Here is a 16,740-nt window from a genome sequence, read left to right as displayed (position 1 = left end):
CTTGGTTGTTTTAATCGTAATGAATTTGCCCTTACCTAAAATAAATATTTTGAGGATCGGGGATAAGAAAGGCTGCCTTTTTAGAACAGCCTTTGAACAAATATGTGAATCAAAATCGGGAAATAAAACCTGTGAAGTGATAGTTGAATGGGTGATTTGACCTTAGTTCAATAATTGTATAATTATAAATTAATCAGTAGGTTAAATAGGGTTTAGTATAGCTTTAAATTAATTGAATGGGCTATTTCTAGGGGTTTGAAATATTTTGAAATAATTTCAAAAAAGATTTTCAACCAAAATTCAAGACTGAAATTGACTTACAGTCAAGTATTTGGTATAAACAATTTTGCTTTTCAATAATTTGACGGTCAATATGTTGGATAGAAATCTGATGAAATATTTTAAATCATTTCTGAATAAAATTGTCTTTTTCAGAGGATTTAATTAAGGAGATTTTGCCTCCAAAAGACGATTTGCAAAGGTTCACTTTAAATCACAGATAATATTTCGGAAGCCCGTTTTTTTGTTTTGTATAACTTCCTTATATTTGCACTCCGATTTCAAAAGAATCAAGAATTATGTACGCAATTGTAAACATCGCAGGTAAGCAGTTCAAAGTAACACAAGATCAGTTCGTCTATGCTCCAAAGCTAGATTTAGAAACTGGCGCTTCCGTGGAATTCGACCAGGTACTATTGGCAGAAGCTGATGGATCTGTGTCTGTAGGCGCTCCCCTTTTGGCAGGAGCGAAGGTATCTGGGAAGGTCCTAGATCATGTAAAAGGTGATAAAGTCATCGTCTTCAAGAAGAAGCGTCGTAAGGGCTACAAGAAGAAGAACGGTCACAGACAAGACTTCACCAAAGTATTGATAGAAAGCATTTCAATCTAAGTTTTCTCTTCGGAAAAACATAAAAGAATAAAACCATGGCACATAAGAAAGGCGTCGGTAGTTCCAGAAACGGTAGAGATTCGCAATCCAAGAGATTGGGTGTGAAGAAATTTGGTGGCGAAGTAGTAATCGCCGGAAATATCATTGTAAGACAAAGAGGCACTAAGCATCACCCGGGTGAGAATGTAGGACTTGGTAAAGATCATACCTTGTTTGCAACGTCTAACGGTGTGGTAACCTTCAGAAAGAAATTTGATGGCAAATCATACGTAAGTGTATTGCCTGCTGAGGCATAATCAAGTCTCTGGCTAAACTTATTAAAAAGAGAGGGTTCGACCCTCTCTTTTTTTTGACTAGGCTCGCTCTATACTAGCGTGCCTTCCAATTTTGCCAAACATCCAACTGTAGCAGTTGGTGAAAATTTTTTTACAATTAAGAAGCCGATGCCGTAAGCGGGTATCGTAATATCCCGGCAATAGGGGCATCACCAGGCATGTCTCCGGGATCAGTCATATACACATTGCCCTTGGATCGAAGGACAGTGGCAGCGGCTTCATCTATGAGACAATGTCCCCCGTTGTTTTGAGTGTCTTCCAGTTCTATGCTGTGCTCTTCTTCATTATATCTTCCCCATAGATGCTTGTGCTCTTTGGATACAAATAATGTGTCAACAGCACCTGTAAAAGAAGCCTTGAGTAATTCCTCGGTTTCACTGTCCATTGCCAATCCTTCCGCTTTTTTGGCCTGAAAGGATTCTATGGTATTATTTCTTTCAGCTACAAAATGAGATGATGCCAGTTCCCATGAATCATGATGAAGAATGTCCATGTCTTTTTCAGTGAATGAGCCGGAGACATGTCCATCCATCAAGCCGTTATATTTGCTTGCTTCTCTGAATATTGGAATCAAATAATCTACTCCGGCTAAATAAAGCGGAAGAGGGTTCTTGTAGAGAATGGGCTCAAGCATATTTGTCATTCTGTGGAAATAATTGAGGATGGATTGCTTCTTCTCTTCATCCGATCCTTCTCCATGTCCGTGAAACATAGCTCCCGCACTTCCTACACCACCTTGGCCTTGAAGATATTTCTGATTTTCAAAATCCTCTTCCTCCGCTATGAAAGAGGTTGCCACCTTCTCAGGGTCAAGGATTACTTCTTGAATTACATTTCTTGTTGCCTCATAAAGATGGATTTTCTCGAGATTCAATACAAGGAGGTAGTAATGTCCGTTATCCGTAATGGCGGGAAGCAGCGGAAGCAAAAACGGTTTTGTTCCCACGAAATTCATACTTTCCTCAATGGCTATCGGAACTTGTAAAAGTTCTACTTGGCCTTCTGATAAGAAGCAGGCTATCATATCTGAGTTATGTTTCCAGAATTCTGAACTGTTCAAAAGCTCCTTTCCGGGCTGGAGAAGATTGTTTATTTCTTCGGATTCTAATTGATAATCCTTCTCGAGTTTCTTCTCCACAGCGGCTAGCTGATTTTTTAAATGGATTTTATCCTGCTTGTAGGCATCTGTACTTAGCCTGGACGAAGGGACAAATATTGAAATATAAGGTTGGGCGGATTTTTGTGAAAGATCTACGAACTTTTTGCGATCGAAAATTTTCATGGTTTATGGATTTTAGGTTGTAATTTATTTCCCCATCTAATAAGAGTGGTATGTTATTTTCCTACAAACAGGAAGCCATGCTATAATTACTAACTAAATTTTGCTATTATGAATTACACAGAAAACTACAGAGGAATCAAAATTGATGTTCAGGCTCCCCATATGGAAGTGGACGAAACAGTTCAGGCGGAGTTAAGATCGTGCATTGACAAGCTTACACGATTTGCCAATGATATCAATGAGGTGAACCTATATATCAATAAAGAGGGGCAGGGAGGGACTTCGGTCTCTAAATTGGGAATGCGTGTGGCTATTCCCGGTCCGGATGTTTACGCTGATGAGGATGGAGATAATTGGATAGGGATGCTGAAATCCGTGACAGATAAAAATATCAGACAGCTCCAAAAATTGAAATAATATAAGTGAAAGTTTAAAAAAAGCTACCGTCAAAAGGGACGGTAGCTTTTGATTTCTTGAATAAAATTTACCCCACTTTGTGGAAAAATAACTAGAATAACTGCAATGCCGAATAATGCTCCGTAAAAATGGGCATCATGATTTATACTGTCTGAATCTTTTCGGGCTTGCACTGCGGAATAAATCAGAAATAGAATGCCTAACGCAAATCCGGGTAAGCAAAGAATCCCAAATAGGCAGATGTTCGAAAGCGGTAGGATAATGATACTGGCAAAAACCGTTGCAGCCGTTCCTCCTGAAGCACCTAATGCTCTGTAGTAACTGTTGTCCTGATTTTTGAGATATGTAGGGATATCGGCAATGACAATCGCCAGAAGATAGAATAGGACATATATCACACCGCCTGTCACCACACCAAATTTATAGGCGAGAACTTGCTCCACCACACCTCCAAAGAAGTAAAAGGTGAACATGTTGAAAAGGAGGTGGATATAGTCTTTGTGAATAAAGCCTGAGGTGACAAAACGATCCCACTGTGCATCCCGCTTGATTTTATAAGGAATAAACATGCAGCGGTCCATAAAGGCTACATTATTGATTCCGTAAAAACTGGAAATGGAAGTAAGAATAATCAGGACAACTGTGATGGATAAGGTCATTTATTTTTCTCTGTGTATTAAGTCCTGGGTTATTTTCTTGAGTTCGAGGAAATAGTCCTCGTTTTTGTAATGGATCGCTTCGTACTGCGCAAATCCGGCTTCGAAATAGGAATTCATTTTGGCTTCTGTAAATGCCTTAATTCCCAGCTTTTCGTAAATCCTGCGAACAGCCTTTACTTTTTCTTCTTTGTCAAATTCAGTCTGAGCTAGCCAATAGTTTAGTGCTTCGGCATCTTCGCCTTCCGCCAGTTCCAGGGCTTTTATCAAAAGAAAGGTCTTTTTATTGGAAATAATATCTCCACCAACCTGCTTTCCGAATTTTGCCTGATCGGCAAATACATCAAGCAAGTCATCTTTCAGCTGAAAACCCACCCCGATGTTCATGCCAAAATCATACAGTTTCTGAGCATCACTCTTCTCCGCTCCGGCTAGCAAAGCACCCAGTTGTAAGGCAAACCCAACAAGTACCGCTGTCTTCAAACGGATCATGTCGAGATATTCTTCTTCGTGGACAGACTCCAAGGTTTCAAAATTCATATCGAACTGTTGTCCTTCACATACTTCTGCAGCTGTTTTGTTGAATAATCGAATGACCTCCCCCAGTTTATCTGCTTCTGTGGGCAACAGCAAATCATATGCTTTGACCAACATTACATCTCCTGAAAGTATAGCTACATTGTTGTTCCACTTCATATGGACGGCTTTTTTTCCTCTTCTGAGGGGAGCATCGTCCATAATATCATCATGCATCAGCGTAAAGTTGTGAAAAACTTCTATAGCTACCGCCTGACTTAGGATTGCCTCGGGATTTGGCTTATAGATCCCATAGGCCAATAAACTAAGCAATGGACGGATTCTTTTTCCGTCCAGACTTAGTATGTAAGTAATCGGTTCATAAAGTTCTCGTGGTGACTTCCCTATTCCGGCATCTACCGGGAATTCATTCTGGATGTAATTCTCCAGTTTACCTAACAGCGCGTGCGCGTGGCTTTTTCCTGTCATTATCTGCAAATTCCAAATCAATTGTTCTACGGTCAATATCGGTATTAACTACCCGGACCTTCACTTTGTCGCCCAAAGTGATCATTTTTTTCGTCTTCGAACCCACTAAACGCATGTTTTTCTGGTCGAAGTCGTAGTAATCGTCATCCATGTCCTGCACACGGATCATGCCTTCACACTTAGTTTCTGTAATCTCGACAAAAACTCCCCATTCTGTCACTCCGGCTACAATTCCCTCATAATCTTTGTCTTCTGCAAGGGACATAAATTCCACTTGCTTGTATTTGATCGAAGCTCTTTCCGCATCCGCAGCACGTTTTTCACGCTCTGAAGAATGAACACATTTTTGCTCCCACGCTTCTGCGTCTGGAGATTTTCCTCCCTCAAGATAAAGCTCGAGCAATCTGTGAACCATCATATCGGGATATCGACGGATAGGAGAGGTGAAGTGGGAGTAATGTGCAAATGCAAGCCCAAAGTGCCCTTTTGGCTCAGTGGTATATTTGGCTTTTGCCATACTGCGAATTGCAAGCTGCTCAAGCACATTCTGCTCAGGTTTGCCCTGTATGTCTTCCATCAGCTTATTCAGTGCAGCGGAAATGTTTTTCTCGTTTTCTATGTCAAAAGGATGACCAAATCGCTTCGCAAATCCGGAGAATGTATCCAGGCGATCCATATCAGGAGAATCGTGTGTACGATATACGAAAGTATCTTTTCCTTTGTTCTTATTGAAAATAAACTCAGCCACGTATTTGTTTGCCAAAAGCATAAATTCTTCAATGAGCTTATGTATATCTTTTCGCTCCTTGATCATCAGGCCTAGGGGAGTCCCTTTTTCATCCAATTTGAATTTCACTTCAACGGTTTCAAAGTTAACCGCGCCATGCTTGAACCTTCGTTGGCGGATTTTTTTCGCCATCACATTCAGCAAAGTCAGTTCTTCAAAGAAATCGCCGGATTGGTTGTCGATGTTTTCCTGTGCTTCTTCATAAGCATATCTTCTATCAGAGTGGATCACAGTTCTGCCAATCCAGTGCTTCTTCACATTGGCCTCATCATCCACCTCGAATACACAGGCAAACGTCAGCTTGTCTTCATGTGGGCGAAGAGAACAAAGTCCGTTACTCAAGCGCTCCGGAAGCATAGGGATGGTGCGATCTACCAAGTAAACTGAAGTAGCCCGATTATATGCCTCTTTCTCCAATGCGGTTTTTGGCTGCACGTAATGGGTCACATCAGCGATATGAACTCCTATCTCATGATTGCCGTTTTCCAATTTTCTGTAGGAAATGGCATCGTCAAAGTCTTTCGCATCGGCAGGATCAATGGTGAAAGTCAAGATGTCTCTGAAATCCTTTCTTTTCTTGATTTCTTTCACTGTGATTTTCTCTGAAATCGCTTCTGCTTCTTTTTCCGGTTCTTCAGGATACTCGAATGGTAATCCAAATTCTGCCATGATGGAGTGGATTTCCACCTCGTGCTCACCGGCTTTTCCCAATACACGAGTCACTTCTCCAGTTGGGTTTTTATCTCCCTCTCTCCATTCGGTTAGTTTCACTACCACTTTTTCCCCATGCACTGCTCCATTTAATCCGCCACGGTGGACGAAGATGTCTTTGTGCATTTTCTTAAAGTCAGGAACCACAAATGCAAAGCGTGGTGATATTTCTACCCGGCCCACAAATTCATCGCGGTTTCTTTCCACTACTTCCAGTACTTTGCCTTCTACACGCCCCGTGTTTCCTTTGAGAGGGTAGATCATAACGCGGACCTTATCCCCATCAAGGGCTTGCTTGAGGTCAGCTTCTTTGACCAGAATATCTCCTTCTGCCTTTTCCGGGTCGAGGGGAACAATGAATGCGAATCGAGGATTCACAAAATCCACTATACCTTCAATGAACTCAGGGTTCTGGGTTGATGAATAATAATTTCTTGGATTGCGGGAAACTGAACCGGCTTCTACCAGTTTGCTAAGCACCGGTTCCACCCCTCCTTTGGTGAGGGCATCCCGGATTTCCAGTTTCTTGATAAGCTGTTTGGAGTTGAATTCTTCTCCGTAATGTGCATCTAAAAATTGAAGGATACGACGTGCCAGGCTGGCAGCATCTGTTTGTTTTCCTCCTCTAGTCTTGCTTGTTTGTTTTCTGTCTGATTTTCTTCCCATGATTTGGGTTGTTGATTAATGTTAAGGTAAAAAGATTTATGTCCCTGCGCCCATTAATCTTTGTGATCTTTTTTTGAATCCTCTAAATGGATGATTTCTATTTCTAGGTCATCCGCCTGCGGATGCATAGCCATATATACCCGAGCTGTGACTTCCACATCTCTCAGGCAATATTTTTTGATTTTTTCTACGTCTTTTTCCAGATGAAAAGTAGTATTGACCTGACTTCCGTCAAGATCATCTTTTGAAGATGGAATTCCAAAAACTGAAGCTAAAAGCTCCAGGCGGGTGTAATGTTTGTAGTCTCCAAACTTCCAAAGCTCCATCGTGTCGAGATGGCGAACTTCCCAGGGTTTTTTCCCTGAGATCTGTAAAGGCTCAGGCAAGGCTACTCCCTGGATGAGCATTCTGCGACAGAGGTAAGGGAAATCAAATTCTTTACCATTGTGGGCGCAAAGAATCCATTTTTTCTTTTCTAACAACCCCTTAAACTCTGAAAGAAGTTCCCGTTCCTCTTCATTTGCATAACATTTCGATCTGAAGGCCAGTTTTTTGTCTTTCTTTTTCCACTGAAAGTATCCTACTCCCACACAGACTACCTGACCGAACTCGGCGTGAATCCCCGCTCGGTCAAAATATAATGCCCCAGGCTCTAGATTGTTTTCAATCCCCTGGATTAAACGTTCTTTCTTTAGCCATTCTTCTTGAATTCGCTCGGGCAGTTCTTCGTATTTCTCAGTCAATGAAGCCGTTTCTATATCCAGAAACAGGATGTCATTCAGTTGATCAAAAAAATCTGCCATAAGTCTACATTATGCGTGAAGAACTCCTTCCAAGCCGATTTCCGGAATCATCTTAATAAATCCGGAATCAAAACTGCCTGAAGTAAAGATAAACTTTTTATCAAAAATCTGATCCATTATGTAGTAACTGACCCAAAACTCATTGTTTAACGCAAAAACGGAAGGGTCGATCGGTTCGACTTTGGCTACAGACTGTTCACCCAGTTCATCGAGCATGTGTCGAAGTGTGGATGTTTTTCGTACTTCTCCGTTTATTTCCCCGTATCCTTTGGATGTGATCATCACATTTTTCAGTTCAATCAAATTCAAGTTGATGATATACACAGCCCACTCTGTTCCGGTGGGAGTTTCTTCTTTTGCGATAGCTAGCTTTACCCCAGTCACAGGGTGAAAATCTATGTCTTTCTTCATTGTGCTTCTATATTCTCCATTTCAAATAATTCGGTCAAATGCTGCTTTACTTTTGCTTTGACCTCCTGCATGTCCACTGGTCTGCCTAGCTCAAGATGCAGGGATGTGACGGCTTTGTCATCTATGCCGCAGGGGATTATATGTCCGAAATAACTGATGTCTGTATTGACGTTGAAAGCAAACCCATGCATGGTCACCCAGCGACTGGATTTCACGCCCATCGCACAGATTTTTCTGGGATTGGTTTGCTCTATATGATCGATCCATACTCCGGTGAGACCATCAATTCTTCCGGCTTCCACGCCATAATCGGCCAGCGTCCTAATGATCGCTTCTTCGAGCAATCTGAGATACTTGTGTATATCCGTGAAGAAGTTGTCAAGATCCAAGATCGGATAGCCAACTAACTGCCCCGGTCCATGATAAGTTATGTCTCCTCCGCGATTTATTTTATAGTACTGTGCGTGATGGGCAGTTAGACCGCTTTCATCCAAAAGCAAATTCTCTTCCTTGCCACTTTTGCCCAGAGTATACACATGAGGATGTTCTACGAAGAGAACGAAGTTGTTACTTGGCGACTGATCTTCTGCTGATAAAGCGCGGTTTTTGATTTTCAATGCTACTGTAGCAGCAAATAATTCTTCCTGATAATCCCAAGCTTGCTGATAATCAAGCTGTCCAAGATCTCGGAATTCTACTTTTTTATTGATAATTTCATTCATCGGATAGTCCCGAGGGATTTACTTTTCAACTGAACTGCCAACGGGTTCGTTCATTGATTTTTCAAAATTAAACAAATATCCAAGATGGCAGAACACAACGATTCCGGAAAACTTGCAGAGAAACTTGCGGCTGATTTTTTAGTAGGAAAAGGGTATGAACTTGTCGAAACAAACTATCGGCATAGACATGCGGAAATTGATTTAATTCTGAAACACCGCGGATTGTTAATTTTTGTTGAAGTTAAGTTTAGATCCGGTACCGGCTTTGGTTTTGCAGAAGAGTTTGTGGATTCCACCAAACGAAAACTTCTCATCAAAGCAGCGGATCATTACATCTTTGAAAAAGATTGGCATAATGATATCCGCTTTGATATCATTGGCGTTTATAAGGATCGTACAGGAAAAATTAATTTCAGGCATTTTGAGGATGCATTTTACTAAACAATCACCCCCCGTTTCAATTTTAAAAATCATGAAATCGAGCCTGCCTACCGTCAGGCATGACTCAAAAGTCACACACAACTAGGATGATTTTCAGCCATGCGACCTGCCTGCCGCAGGGAGGGATTCCCTGTCCGACGACAGGCGGACATTTAACCATTCAAAAACAAATTAAAAACACATGAAATCGAGCATGTCCAAAACGACACACAACTTGTCCCGAACTTGCTTCGGGAGAGGGATGATTATCCCATATGCGAGATTCCATGTGACCATTCAAAAACAAATTATAGACACATGAAAAAGGTAACAGTTACTTTCTTATTTGCATGTATGGCATTCGCCACTTTTGCCCAAGATGCTAAGAAAGATCAGAGAATAGTAGAAGACAGTGAAAATGCCAAAGAGGCATTTCTGAAAGACGATCCAACAATGGAGAGCTTTTTCGACTCTTCATATGGCTACATTATCTTACCGAATGTGGGTAAAGGTGGTCTTGGAATCGGTGGAGCCGCAGGGAGCGGAGTGGCTTATCAGGGAGGTGACAAAGTGGGCTATGCCAAAATGACCCAGCTCACTATTGGCTTCCAAGCCGGTGGGCAGGCCTATTCTGAAGTTGTGTTTTTCGAAAACAAAGAGGTTTTTGATCGCTTCAAGAACAGCAAGGTGGAAATGTCCGCTCAGGTATCCGCAGTAGCTGCAGCTTCCGGAGCATCAGCCAATGCAAAGTATGTGGAAGGAGTAGCTGTATTTACACGTACCAAAGGAGGATTGATGTATGAGGCCTCAGTAGGGGGGCAGCAGTTTAAGTTCAGAGAGAATTAAGGTTTAATTGTCTTTTCGATAAACGAGATTTCCGTCCTTATCCCATTCTGCACGAATGTAAGGGCGGAAATTTTTTGTATAGGCAGTTTCCTGGTATTGGATTTCTCTCTTTCGGATGGCTTTAGTGTTATTCATGTCCCAATATTCTGTCCAAAGCCCGACTTTCTCTCCATATTGGTATTCCCCAGTCACAGCCACTTGTTTGTCCTCATAGAAGTGGAAGTAGTTTCCTTCCTCCAGTCCATACTGTACCGGAATGATCTCTTGGATAGACTTGGCGGATTGATCGAAGTATCGGGTGCGGGATTCTCTAGGCCAGCCTGCTTCAAAGTGACTTTTGTCCTGAAGTATATTTTTGGAATCAAAAAGCATCCATGTCTTATGCTTGGTGCCATAATAGAACATGCCGCTTTCTACCACTTCTCCATTGACTACCCGCTCATATGGGCCATGAAGTAAATAGCCTTTTCCGGTTTCGTAATCTCTTGCTTTGACGCGTTTATCCTGCGGATCAAACCAATAGACATCGCGAATATAAGGATCGGGCTTTCGGACCTCATCGGTGTAGTTGAAAAACTCAAGGATTCGTTGGTCTCGAATTTCTTGACGGGTGTATCCTTTTCGGGTTTTAATCCCAAACCATTCATTTTTGCGGGCTTTCTTTTTTTTCTCTTTTTTTTCTTCTCTCTCCTTGGAATCATCAAAAAGCAGCAAGGGCATGGTGGTAGGCAGTAACCTGGAATGCACCACACCACTGGAATCAGGATCTGATTCGGCATCTTGCTGGGCAAAAGAAACCCGGGTGAGAAGTAAGAGGAAAATAAGAATGATATAATATCTACTCATCGATAAGAAAAACGCAATATACTTCGGTGTATTTTATCCAAAAATAACATTTCGGGATCAAAAGTCATCGATTGTTTAGATTTTATAATCTTCTCTCTATTTTTGTGGAATTTGTAAAAAAATCTCTCAAACAATGAATTCTATTTTATCAGACCGGATAATCAATATGGAGGAATCAGCCACTCTTGCCATGGCAAAAAAAGCAAGAGAGCTGAAATCGCAGGGAATTGATATCATCAGCCTTAGCTTGGGTGAGCCCGACTTCAAGACTCCACAGCATATTCAAGAGGCTGCAAAAGATGCAATCGACGAAGGAAAGTATTTTTCATATCCTCCTGTAGCAGGTTATCAGGATTTGAGAGAAGCTATCGCAAAGAAGCTTCGCGAAGAAAATGAAATCTCTGAAGCTAAAGCTGAGAATATTGTTGTCTCTACAGGAGCAAAGCACTCCATTGCCAATGTGTTCATGTGCATGATCAATGAAGGTGACGAAGTGGTGATTTTCTCCCCTTATTGGGTTAGCTATGCTGAGATCATCAAATTGGCAGGTGGCGTTCCTGTGCTGATCGAAGGTACTTTGGAGAATAATTTCAAGGCTACTGCGGCTCAACTGGAAGCTGCCATCACTCCAAAAACAAAGGGAGTGATCTACTCTTCTCCGTGCAATCCTACGGGATCGGTATTCAGCAAGGAAGAGCTGGAAGCCATCGCCGAAGTGGTGAAAAAACATGAGAATGTCATGGTGATCGCGGATGAGATCTACGAGAAAATCAACTTTGCAGGCAGAAATTACAGCATTGCTTCTTTCCCGGGAATGTTTGACAGAACTATCACTGTCAATGGTTTCTCTAAGGGATATGCGATGACAGGCTGGAGAGTAGGCTACATCTGTGCGCCGGTATGGATGGCAAAAGCTGTAGAGAAAATCCAGGGTCAGTTTACTTCAGGAGGAACAGGCATAGCCCAAAGAGCTGCATTGGCAGGTATCTCCGGAGATCAGACTCCGACTACCGAAATGGCAAATGCTTACCTAAGAAGAAGAGGATTGGTGCTGGACTTGCTTCGTGATATTCCCGGGATCAAAACCCACGTGCCTGAGGGAGCATTCTATTTCTTCCCTGATGTGACAGCCTTCTTTGGTAAATCTGCCAAAGGTCATGATGTCAAAGATGCGGATGACCTATGCCTGTACCTATTGGCTGAAGCTCATGTGTCATTAGTGACAGGAGCTGCTTTTGGAGCACCTGATTGTATCAGGCTTTCTTATGCAGCATCTGATGAGGAACTGGTGGATGCGCTGGGCAGAATGAAAAAAGCTCTTGGCGAACTAGCCTAATAATTAAGCACTTGACCCCGGCAAATGCCGGGGTTATTTTTTGCCTAGCCGGAAAGGCTTATTTTTGAAAAAAATTACCCTATGGCTGAAGTAATCGTAATCACTCCTGTTAAAAATTCCCTTGAGACCACCTTGGATACTGCCAGGGCGATAAGCGGATCTTCAATACGGGTAAAACATGTAATATTTAACGACTTCAGTACAGAAGAAACCAAAGCAGGATTGGAGCTGAATCAATCTGAAATCGGTTATGAACTCGTACACCTGGAAGACCATACAGACCATCCTTCGCCAAATTATAAGCTTGTATTGCAAATGGCTCAGAAAATGGCAATTGAACAGAAACTGCCGCTTTTGGTTGTTGAATCCGACGTGGTGGTAAAGCCAGAAACCGTTGCTGACTTGCTGGATTTTCAAAAATCCACTGCAAAATCAGGACTGGTAGGTTCGGTGACAGTAGACGAAAGAGGTGTGGTGAATTTTCCCTATTTGAAGTTCAAAGGAGTGAAGGAGCAGGTGATTGACACATCAAGGAGTTTGAGCTTTTGTTGTACACTTTTCTCTGCCGACTTTTTGAATGCATATGACTTTAAAGGGCTGGATGAAGCCAAAGATTGGTATGATACCTTTATCTCGAAGAAGTCCGTCGAACTCGGGTTTAAAAATCATGTACTCATGAATGCTCCTGTCTGGCACAGACCTCATGCAAGCAGACCATGGAAGCAACTCAAATACAGCAATCCACTGAAATACTACTTCCTGAAGTTTTGGAAAGGAATGGATAAAATCTAATCAGGATTTACCCAGAAATTTCATCAGGGTATTGTAAGGTCTTGACCAGGTGCGTTGAAACCTAAGTGGGCCATTTAGGTGCTTTTCAAAGAAATCCTTGTGTTTGGCATTCAGAAAAGCTATGCGCTTTCTTTTTAACTCATTCGATCCGGTTTTTTTTCTCATACTTCCGGATTTTGTGAGGCGATATTTGAAACCCACATAGGGGAGTTGAACGACTTCACCGCCGTTTTTGAGTAAGTTGATCCAGAATTCCCAATCTGCTCTTCCCATGGTCATTTGATCATCAAATCCTCCGACGGCCAAGCAATCGGATTTCCTGAAAATCCCGCTCACGAAGATCATATTGTCTTTTGCCAAACTTTTTAAACTGAAAGGCTTAAGCTTCCAGTTCCGTTCTGATTCTTCATCAAATTTCACAGCTTTACAGTAGACTACTTTTACTTCCGGTCGTTTTTCCAGAATTTCGATGGCATCAGGTATGTAAGCCGGATAGATCAGATCGTCCGCATCCAGAGGGAGTATGTATTTTCCGTTAGAAAATTCTATCCCGGCATTTCTCGCTATGGTAACACCCGAGTTAGGTTGATTTAGTAAATAAACATTCTTGTACTTTTCTGTTAATTCTTCAGCGATTTCCTCGGTGTTGTCAGTAGATCCGTCATTTATGATAATGATCTCAAGCTCAGGATAATTGGCATTGAGGGCTGATTCGGCGGTTTCGTTAAGGTAATTTGCCTGATTATAGCAAGGAATAATTATGGAAATGGTGGGTTTCAATGCCTTTTTTGGATATATGAACTTCGCTGCAAGTTAATTTAATAGAATGTGAGTTTTCTTATTATAAAGATTGTTGTACGATTTCAAAAAAGGGGAAAGCATTAGTTGGGTTATGTGTAAAAAATCCAAATAATCGCTTGTTTTATTGCGCTGAATTTATAACTTTAAACTGGTGATTAAAGAACTTTTCGGAAATATTTGACTTTTTGAAGTACATATTATGAAAATAGTCTATTTTTCAGGCTCAACTTGTTCAAAAAAAAATCCGGATTAAGGTCCGGATTTTTTTTTGAACATTATTTTATGAATTTTTAGACCTACTATTACAATATTCCCCATTACCTATGTTTCGAGCCAAACCCATTGTCTTTTTGGTTATCTGGTTTTTTGGGGTTTTTCTGGGTTTTTCCCAGGCGAATGCCCAAAATAAATCCCAAAATCTTGACACTGCTTATATTGAGCCAACAGACCTGTTATTTGCGGCAAGATGGTATTTGTCGCACAAATACACAAACTTACAGATAAAGGCTCCTGAGACGGGGCGTAGATATTCTTTCGATCCTAATTCCGGGTTGAATATGGGGCTGGGGCTGACTTACCAGACATTCACACTAAATATCGCTGTGCCATTTGGTTTCATGAATCCCAATCGACAAAAAAAATGGCCTCTTTTTCTGGATCTTCAAATGCATGCATATCCCCAGAAGTGGATTTTTGACTTTTATGGCCAATTTTACAGGGGATATACCATGGATGCGGGTGATTTGCTGAATTCTGATGAAAAATATTTACGTGAAGATATGCGGGTAAATATGGTTGGGCTCAATGCGAACTATTTATTTGGAGGGGACAAACTCTCTCTTGCCGCAGCTTTCAATCAAGTAGCAATACAAAAGAAATCCGCTTTTTCACCTTTTGTTGGATTCGAAGGTTATTTTGGAAGTGTGAAGTCAGATTCTCTTTTACTTCCTACTTCTGAAGATGTAGCGGAATTCAACTTTGACAAATCCAGATATTTTCAGTTTGGGCCGAATGCAGGATTGGCAGGAACATTGGTTTTTGGGAAAGGGTTTTTTCTGACGGGAGTTGCCTCTGTTAATTATAGTGTGGGGTTTGCTGAGTATGGGCGAAGCAATAATCTATTTAAGGAATGGGGCGGAGTTCCCACTTATTTGGTACGTGGATTTTTTGGCTATAATGACAAGCGATTTTCAGCAAACGTTAATTATGTGCACAAAAATCTAAATTTGGTCGCAGTAGGCCCATTTGACCATGCTGTCAACACCGGTAATTACCGCTTTAACTTAATCTACAAATTTCAGGTTAAAAGAAAATTTGGCGAATGGTTTTACAGGCTCAATCCTATGCGAATAATCAATAAGAATATCCAACCCTATTGACTTCAGCACTTAATTAAAGCTGTCGCTTTTATATTATTCATTGAAAATTAAAGAACCCAAATCATGACGGATCAATTCGGTATTCAAGAATCACTAAAGAGACTCGGTATCCAGCCTGAAAACCTGGGCGTAGCAACAGGTTCAAAGTGGTTAGATTCCAAAGAATCTTTACTCTCATCTTTTTCTCCAGTCGATGGCAAGGAGATCGCAAAAGTCCAATTGGCTAATGCAGCCACTTTTGAGCAGGTTATAGATCAGGCGCAAAAAGCATTTCTGCATTGGCGCACTGTGCCGGCTCCCCTGCGTGGAGAAGTGGTGAGAGAAATTGGCAATGCCCTCAGAGATGCCAAGGAGGACTTGGGGAAGTTGGTTTCATTCGAAATGGGGAAATCCTATCAGGAAGGACTTGGGGAAGTTCAGGAGATGATTGATATCTGTGATTTTGCTGTAGGGCTTTCCAGACAGTTGTATGGATTGACCATGCACTCGGAGAGACCCGGCCATCGAATGTACGAGCAGTGGCATGCGATAGGCATAGTGGGAATTATCTCTGCTTTTAATTTTCCCGTAGCTGTATGGTCATGGAATGCAGCTCTGGCTTGGGTTTGTGGAGATGTCTGTGTGTGGAAACCTTCAGAAAAAGCTCCGCTTTCTGCTATCGCATGTCAGAAAATTGCTGCAGAAGTTTTTGAAAAACATGGTATGCCGGAGGGTGTTTCATCACTTTTGGTAGGAGATTATAAAATAGGAGAGCTGATGTCAAATGACTCCAGAATTCCCCTTATATCAGCCACGGGCTCTACCCGAATGGGCAAACTCGTAGGTGAAGCAGTTGGTCGAAGGCTGGGCAGATCCTTATTGGAACTAGGTGGCAACAATGCCATCATCATCACGGAAAATGCCGATATGGATATGGCGATACGGGGAGCATTGTTTGGAGCAGTGGGGACGGCAGGGCAGCGATGTACCAGTACTAGACGATTGATCATTCATGAGAATGTATATGAAGAAGTGAAATCCCGATTAGCCTCTGCCTATGCTAAGTTAGCCATCGGTAATCCCCTAAATGAAAAGAACCATGTCGGTCCACTGATTGACGTGGATGCAGTGAAATTGTATGAAAAGGCTATCGATAAAGTAAAGAAAGAAGGAGGGAGGACCGTGGTAGACGGAGGAGTGCTTTCCGGTGAAGGATATGAATCCGGATGCTATGTAAAGCCTGCGGTTTATGAGGCGGAAAACAGCTTTGACATAGTTCAGCATGAGACTTTTGCACCGATCCTTTACCTGATGAAGTACGAGTCACTTGAAGAAGCTATAGCTATGCAAAATGGCGTGCCTCAGGGGCTTTCATCCGCAATCATGACTACGAATATGAGAGAAGCTGAAGCGTTTCTTTCGGTGGCAGGTTCTGATTGTGGGATTGCCAATGTGAATATAGGCACATCAGGGGCTGAAATAGGAGGAGCGTTTGGAGGTGAGAAAGAAACAGGAGGGGGAAGAGAATCAGGTTCGGATGCTTGGAAGGCTTATATGAGAAGGCAAACCAATACGATTAATTATTCAGCCACTTTGCCATTGGCACAGGGGATCAAGTTTGATATATAACTTCCTCCGAAATAGCCCACTGGATTG

18 protein-coding genes are annotated in these 16,740 nt (G+C 41.8%); 9 read left to right on the top strand and 9 right to left on the bottom strand.

The features are described from left to right. Positions 1 to 578: 578 nt before the first annotated feature. Together rplU and rpmA are read left to right on the top strand one after the other, a co-directional pair. Positions 579 to 890, top strand: a complete 312-nt coding sequence (gene rplU / locus J2X69_RS06950) for a 50S ribosomal protein L21 (protein ID WP_057939980.1) — start codon at positions 579 to 581, stop codon at positions 888 to 890. Between the two features lie 35 nt (positions 891 to 925). Continuing rightward, positions 926 to 1,186: a 50S ribosomal protein L27 gene (gene rpmA, locus J2X69_RS06945; RefSeq protein WP_310100634.1), complete on the top strand. Its 261-nt coding sequence runs from the start codon at positions 926 to 928 to the stop codon at positions 1,184 to 1,186. 136 nt (positions 1,187 to 1,322) lie between these two features. Here rpmA and J2X69_RS06940 read toward each other — a convergent pair whose 3' ends face one another. Then, entirely contained in the window at positions 1,323 to 2,507 is a 1,185-nt protein-coding gene (locus J2X69_RS06940; RefSeq protein WP_310100631.1) for a hypothetical protein, read from the bottom strand. Between the two features lie 108 nt (positions 2,508 to 2,615). On the opposite strand from J2X69_RS06940, the gene J2X69_RS06935 reads away from it, so the two are divergent. After that, on the top strand, positions 2,616 to 2,924 hold the full coding sequence (locus J2X69_RS06935; protein ID WP_310100628.1) for an HPF/RaiA family ribosome-associated protein: 309 nt from the start codon (positions 2,616 to 2,618) through the stop codon (positions 2,922 to 2,924). A 29-nt stretch (positions 2,925 to 2,953) separates the two neighbouring features. Here the strand turns inward: J2X69_RS06935 and J2X69_RS06930 are convergent, their stop codons facing one another. Genes J2X69_RS06930 through lipB form a run of 6 tightly spaced genes read right to left on the bottom strand, consistent with a single transcriptional unit; the run spans position 2,954 to position 8,685 of the window. Beyond that, positions 2,954 to 3,583: a rhomboid family intramembrane serine protease gene (locus J2X69_RS06930; protein WP_310100625.1), complete on the bottom strand. Its 630-nt coding sequence runs from the start codon at positions 3,581 to 3,583 to the stop codon at positions 2,954 to 2,956. Continuing rightward, positions 3,584 to 4,585 carry a polyprenyl synthetase family protein gene (locus tag J2X69_RS06925; RefSeq protein ID WP_310100622.1) on the bottom strand — a complete coding sequence of 334 codons (1,002 nt, stop codon included), beginning with the start codon at positions 4,583 to 4,585 and terminating at the stop codon, positions 3,584 to 3,586. Beyond that, the gene (rnr, locus tag J2X69_RS06920) at positions 4,548 to 6,749 is read right to left on the bottom strand and encodes a ribonuclease R (protein WP_310100618.1); all 2,202 of its coding nucleotides are present in this window, start codon (positions 6,747 to 6,749) and stop codon (positions 4,548 to 4,550) included. The genes J2X69_RS06925 and rnr overlap by 38 nt, the downstream gene beginning before the upstream one ends. A 53-nt stretch (positions 6,750 to 6,802) precedes the next feature. After that, positions 6,803 to 7,552, bottom strand: a complete 750-nt coding sequence (locus J2X69_RS06915; RefSeq protein WP_310100615.1) for a 3'-5' exonuclease — start codon at positions 7,550 to 7,552, stop codon at positions 6,803 to 6,805. A 9-nt stretch (positions 7,553 to 7,561) separates the two neighbouring features. Then, a complete protein-coding gene (locus J2X69_RS06910; RefSeq protein WP_310100612.1) occupies positions 7,562 to 7,963 on the bottom strand; it encodes a hypothetical protein in 402 nt (133 codons plus the stop codon). Then, positions 7,960 to 8,685 (bottom strand): lipoyl(octanoyl) transferase LipB, encoded by a 726-nt coding sequence (gene lipB, locus J2X69_RS06905; RefSeq protein ID WP_310100609.1) that lies wholly within the window; start codon positions 8,683 to 8,685, stop codon positions 7,960 to 7,962. Before lipB ends, J2X69_RS06910 begins: the two co-directional genes overlap by 4 nt. Positions 8,686 to 8,769: 84 nt before the next feature. Here lipB and J2X69_RS06900 point away from each other — a divergent pair, with 84 nt between their 5' ends. Next, positions 8,770 to 9,126, top strand: coding sequence for a YraN family protein (locus J2X69_RS06900; RefSeq protein ID WP_310100607.1), 357 nt, complete (start codon positions 8,770 to 8,772; stop codon positions 9,124 to 9,126). A 297-nt stretch (positions 9,127 to 9,423) separates the two neighbouring features. After that, the gene (locus J2X69_RS06895) at positions 9,424 to 9,951 is read left to right on the top strand and encodes a YSC84-related protein (protein ID WP_310100604.1); all 528 of its coding nucleotides are present in this window, start codon (positions 9,424 to 9,426) and stop codon (positions 9,949 to 9,951) included. A gap of 3 nt (positions 9,952 to 9,954) precedes the next feature. Here the strand turns inward: J2X69_RS06895 and J2X69_RS06890 are convergent, their stop codons facing one another. Then, positions 9,955 to 10,797, bottom strand: a complete 843-nt coding sequence (locus tag J2X69_RS06890; protein WP_310100601.1) for a hypothetical protein — start codon at positions 10,795 to 10,797, stop codon at positions 9,955 to 9,957. A gap of 133 nt (positions 10,798 to 10,930) precedes the next feature. On the opposite strand from J2X69_RS06890, the gene J2X69_RS06885 reads away from it, so the two are divergent. Both J2X69_RS06885 and J2X69_RS06880 read left to right on the top strand, forming a co-directional pair. After that, on the top strand, positions 10,931 to 12,133 hold the full coding sequence (locus J2X69_RS06885; RefSeq protein WP_310100598.1) for a pyridoxal phosphate-dependent aminotransferase: 1,203 nt from the start codon (positions 10,931 to 10,933) through the stop codon (positions 12,131 to 12,133). 81 nt (positions 12,134 to 12,214) lie between these two features. Further along, the gene (locus J2X69_RS06880; protein ID WP_310100595.1) at positions 12,215 to 12,925 is read left to right on the top strand and encodes a glycosyltransferase family 2 protein; all 711 of its coding nucleotides are present in this window, start codon (positions 12,215 to 12,217) and stop codon (positions 12,923 to 12,925) included. Here J2X69_RS06880 and J2X69_RS06875 read toward each other — a convergent pair whose 3' ends face one another. Next, on the bottom strand, positions 12,926 to 13,705 hold the full coding sequence (locus J2X69_RS06875; protein ID WP_310100592.1) for a glycosyltransferase family A protein: 780 nt from the start codon (positions 13,703 to 13,705) through the stop codon (positions 12,926 to 12,928). It lies immediately after the preceding gene. Positions 13,706 to 14,049: 344 nt separating this feature from the next. On the opposite strand from J2X69_RS06875, the gene J2X69_RS06870 reads away from it, so the two are divergent. Further along, entirely contained in the window at positions 14,050 to 15,105 is a 1,056-nt protein-coding gene (locus J2X69_RS06870) for a DUF4421 domain-containing protein (RefSeq protein WP_310100589.1), read from the top strand. Positions 15,106 to 15,168: 63 nt separating this feature from the next. Further along, complete coding sequence (locus J2X69_RS06865; RefSeq protein ID WP_310100586.1) at positions 15,169 to 16,713, top strand: aldehyde dehydrogenase family protein; 1,545 nt, start codon at positions 15,169 to 15,171, stop codon at positions 16,711 to 16,713. Positions 16,714 to 16,740 lie beyond the last annotated feature (27 nt).

The organism is Algoriphagus sp. 4150, assembly GCF_031457395.1.
Classification (GTDB): domain Bacteria; phylum Bacteroidota; class Bacteroidia; order Cytophagales; family Cyclobacteriaceae; genus Algoriphagus.
Note: the sequence above shows the minus strand (reverse complement) of the source record. Positions and strands in the feature narration are given on the sequence as shown.

Bases quoted from the DNA above. Each gene is read 5' to 3' on its own strand.
- rplU (WP_057939980.1), top strand. From the start codon at position 579: ATGTACGCAATTGTAAACATCGCAGGTAAGCAGTTCAAAGTAACACAA.
- rpmA (WP_310100634.1), top strand. From the start codon at position 926: ATGGCACATAAGAAAGGCGTCGGTAGTTCCAGAAACGGTAGAGATTCG.
- J2X69_RS06940 (WP_310100631.1), bottom strand. From the start codon at position 2,507: ATGAAAATTTTCGATCGCAAAAAGTTCGTAGATCTTTCACAAAAATCC.
- J2X69_RS06935 (WP_310100628.1), top strand. From the start codon at position 2,616: ATGAATTACACAGAAAACTACAGAGGAATCAAAATTGATGTTCAGGCT.
- J2X69_RS06930 (WP_310100625.1), bottom strand. From the start codon at position 3,583: ATGACCTTATCCATCACAGTTGTCCTGATTATTCTTACTTCCATTTCC.
- J2X69_RS06925 (WP_310100622.1), bottom strand. From the start codon at position 4,585: ATGACAGGAAAAAGCCACGCGCACGCGCTGTTAGGTAAACTGGAGAAT.
- rnr (WP_310100618.1), bottom strand. From the start codon at position 6,749: ATGGGAAGAAAATCAGACAGAAAACAAACAAGCAAGACTAGAGGAGGA.
- J2X69_RS06915 (WP_310100615.1), bottom strand. From the start codon at position 7,552: ATGGCAGATTTTTTTGATCAACTGAATGACATCCTGTTTCTGGATATA.
- J2X69_RS06910 (WP_310100612.1), bottom strand. From the start codon at position 7,963: ATGAAGAAAGACATAGATTTTCACCCTGTGACTGGGGTAAAGCTAGCT.
- lipB (WP_310100609.1), bottom strand. From the start codon at position 8,685: ATGAATGAAATTATCAATAAAAAAGTAGAATTCCGAGATCTTGGACAG.
- J2X69_RS06900 (WP_310100607.1), top strand. From the start codon at position 8,770: ATGGCAGAACACAACGATTCCGGAAAACTTGCAGAGAAACTTGCGGCT.
- J2X69_RS06895 (WP_310100604.1), top strand. From the start codon at position 9,424: ATGAAAAAGGTAACAGTTACTTTCTTATTTGCATGTATGGCATTCGCC.
- J2X69_RS06890 (WP_310100601.1), bottom strand. From the start codon at position 10,797: ATGAGTAGATATTATATCATTCTTATTTTCCTCTTACTTCTCACCCGG.
- J2X69_RS06885 (WP_310100598.1), top strand. From the start codon at position 10,931: ATGAATTCTATTTTATCAGACCGGATAATCAATATGGAGGAATCAGCC.
- J2X69_RS06880 (WP_310100595.1), top strand. From the start codon at position 12,215: ATGGCTGAAGTAATCGTAATCACTCCTGTTAAAAATTCCCTTGAGACC.
- J2X69_RS06870 (WP_310100589.1), top strand. From the start codon at position 14,050: ATGTTTCGAGCCAAACCCATTGTCTTTTTGGTTATCTGGTTTTTTGGG.
- J2X69_RS06865 (WP_310100586.1), top strand. From the start codon at position 15,169: ATGACGGATCAATTCGGTATTCAAGAATCACTAAAGAGACTCGGTATC.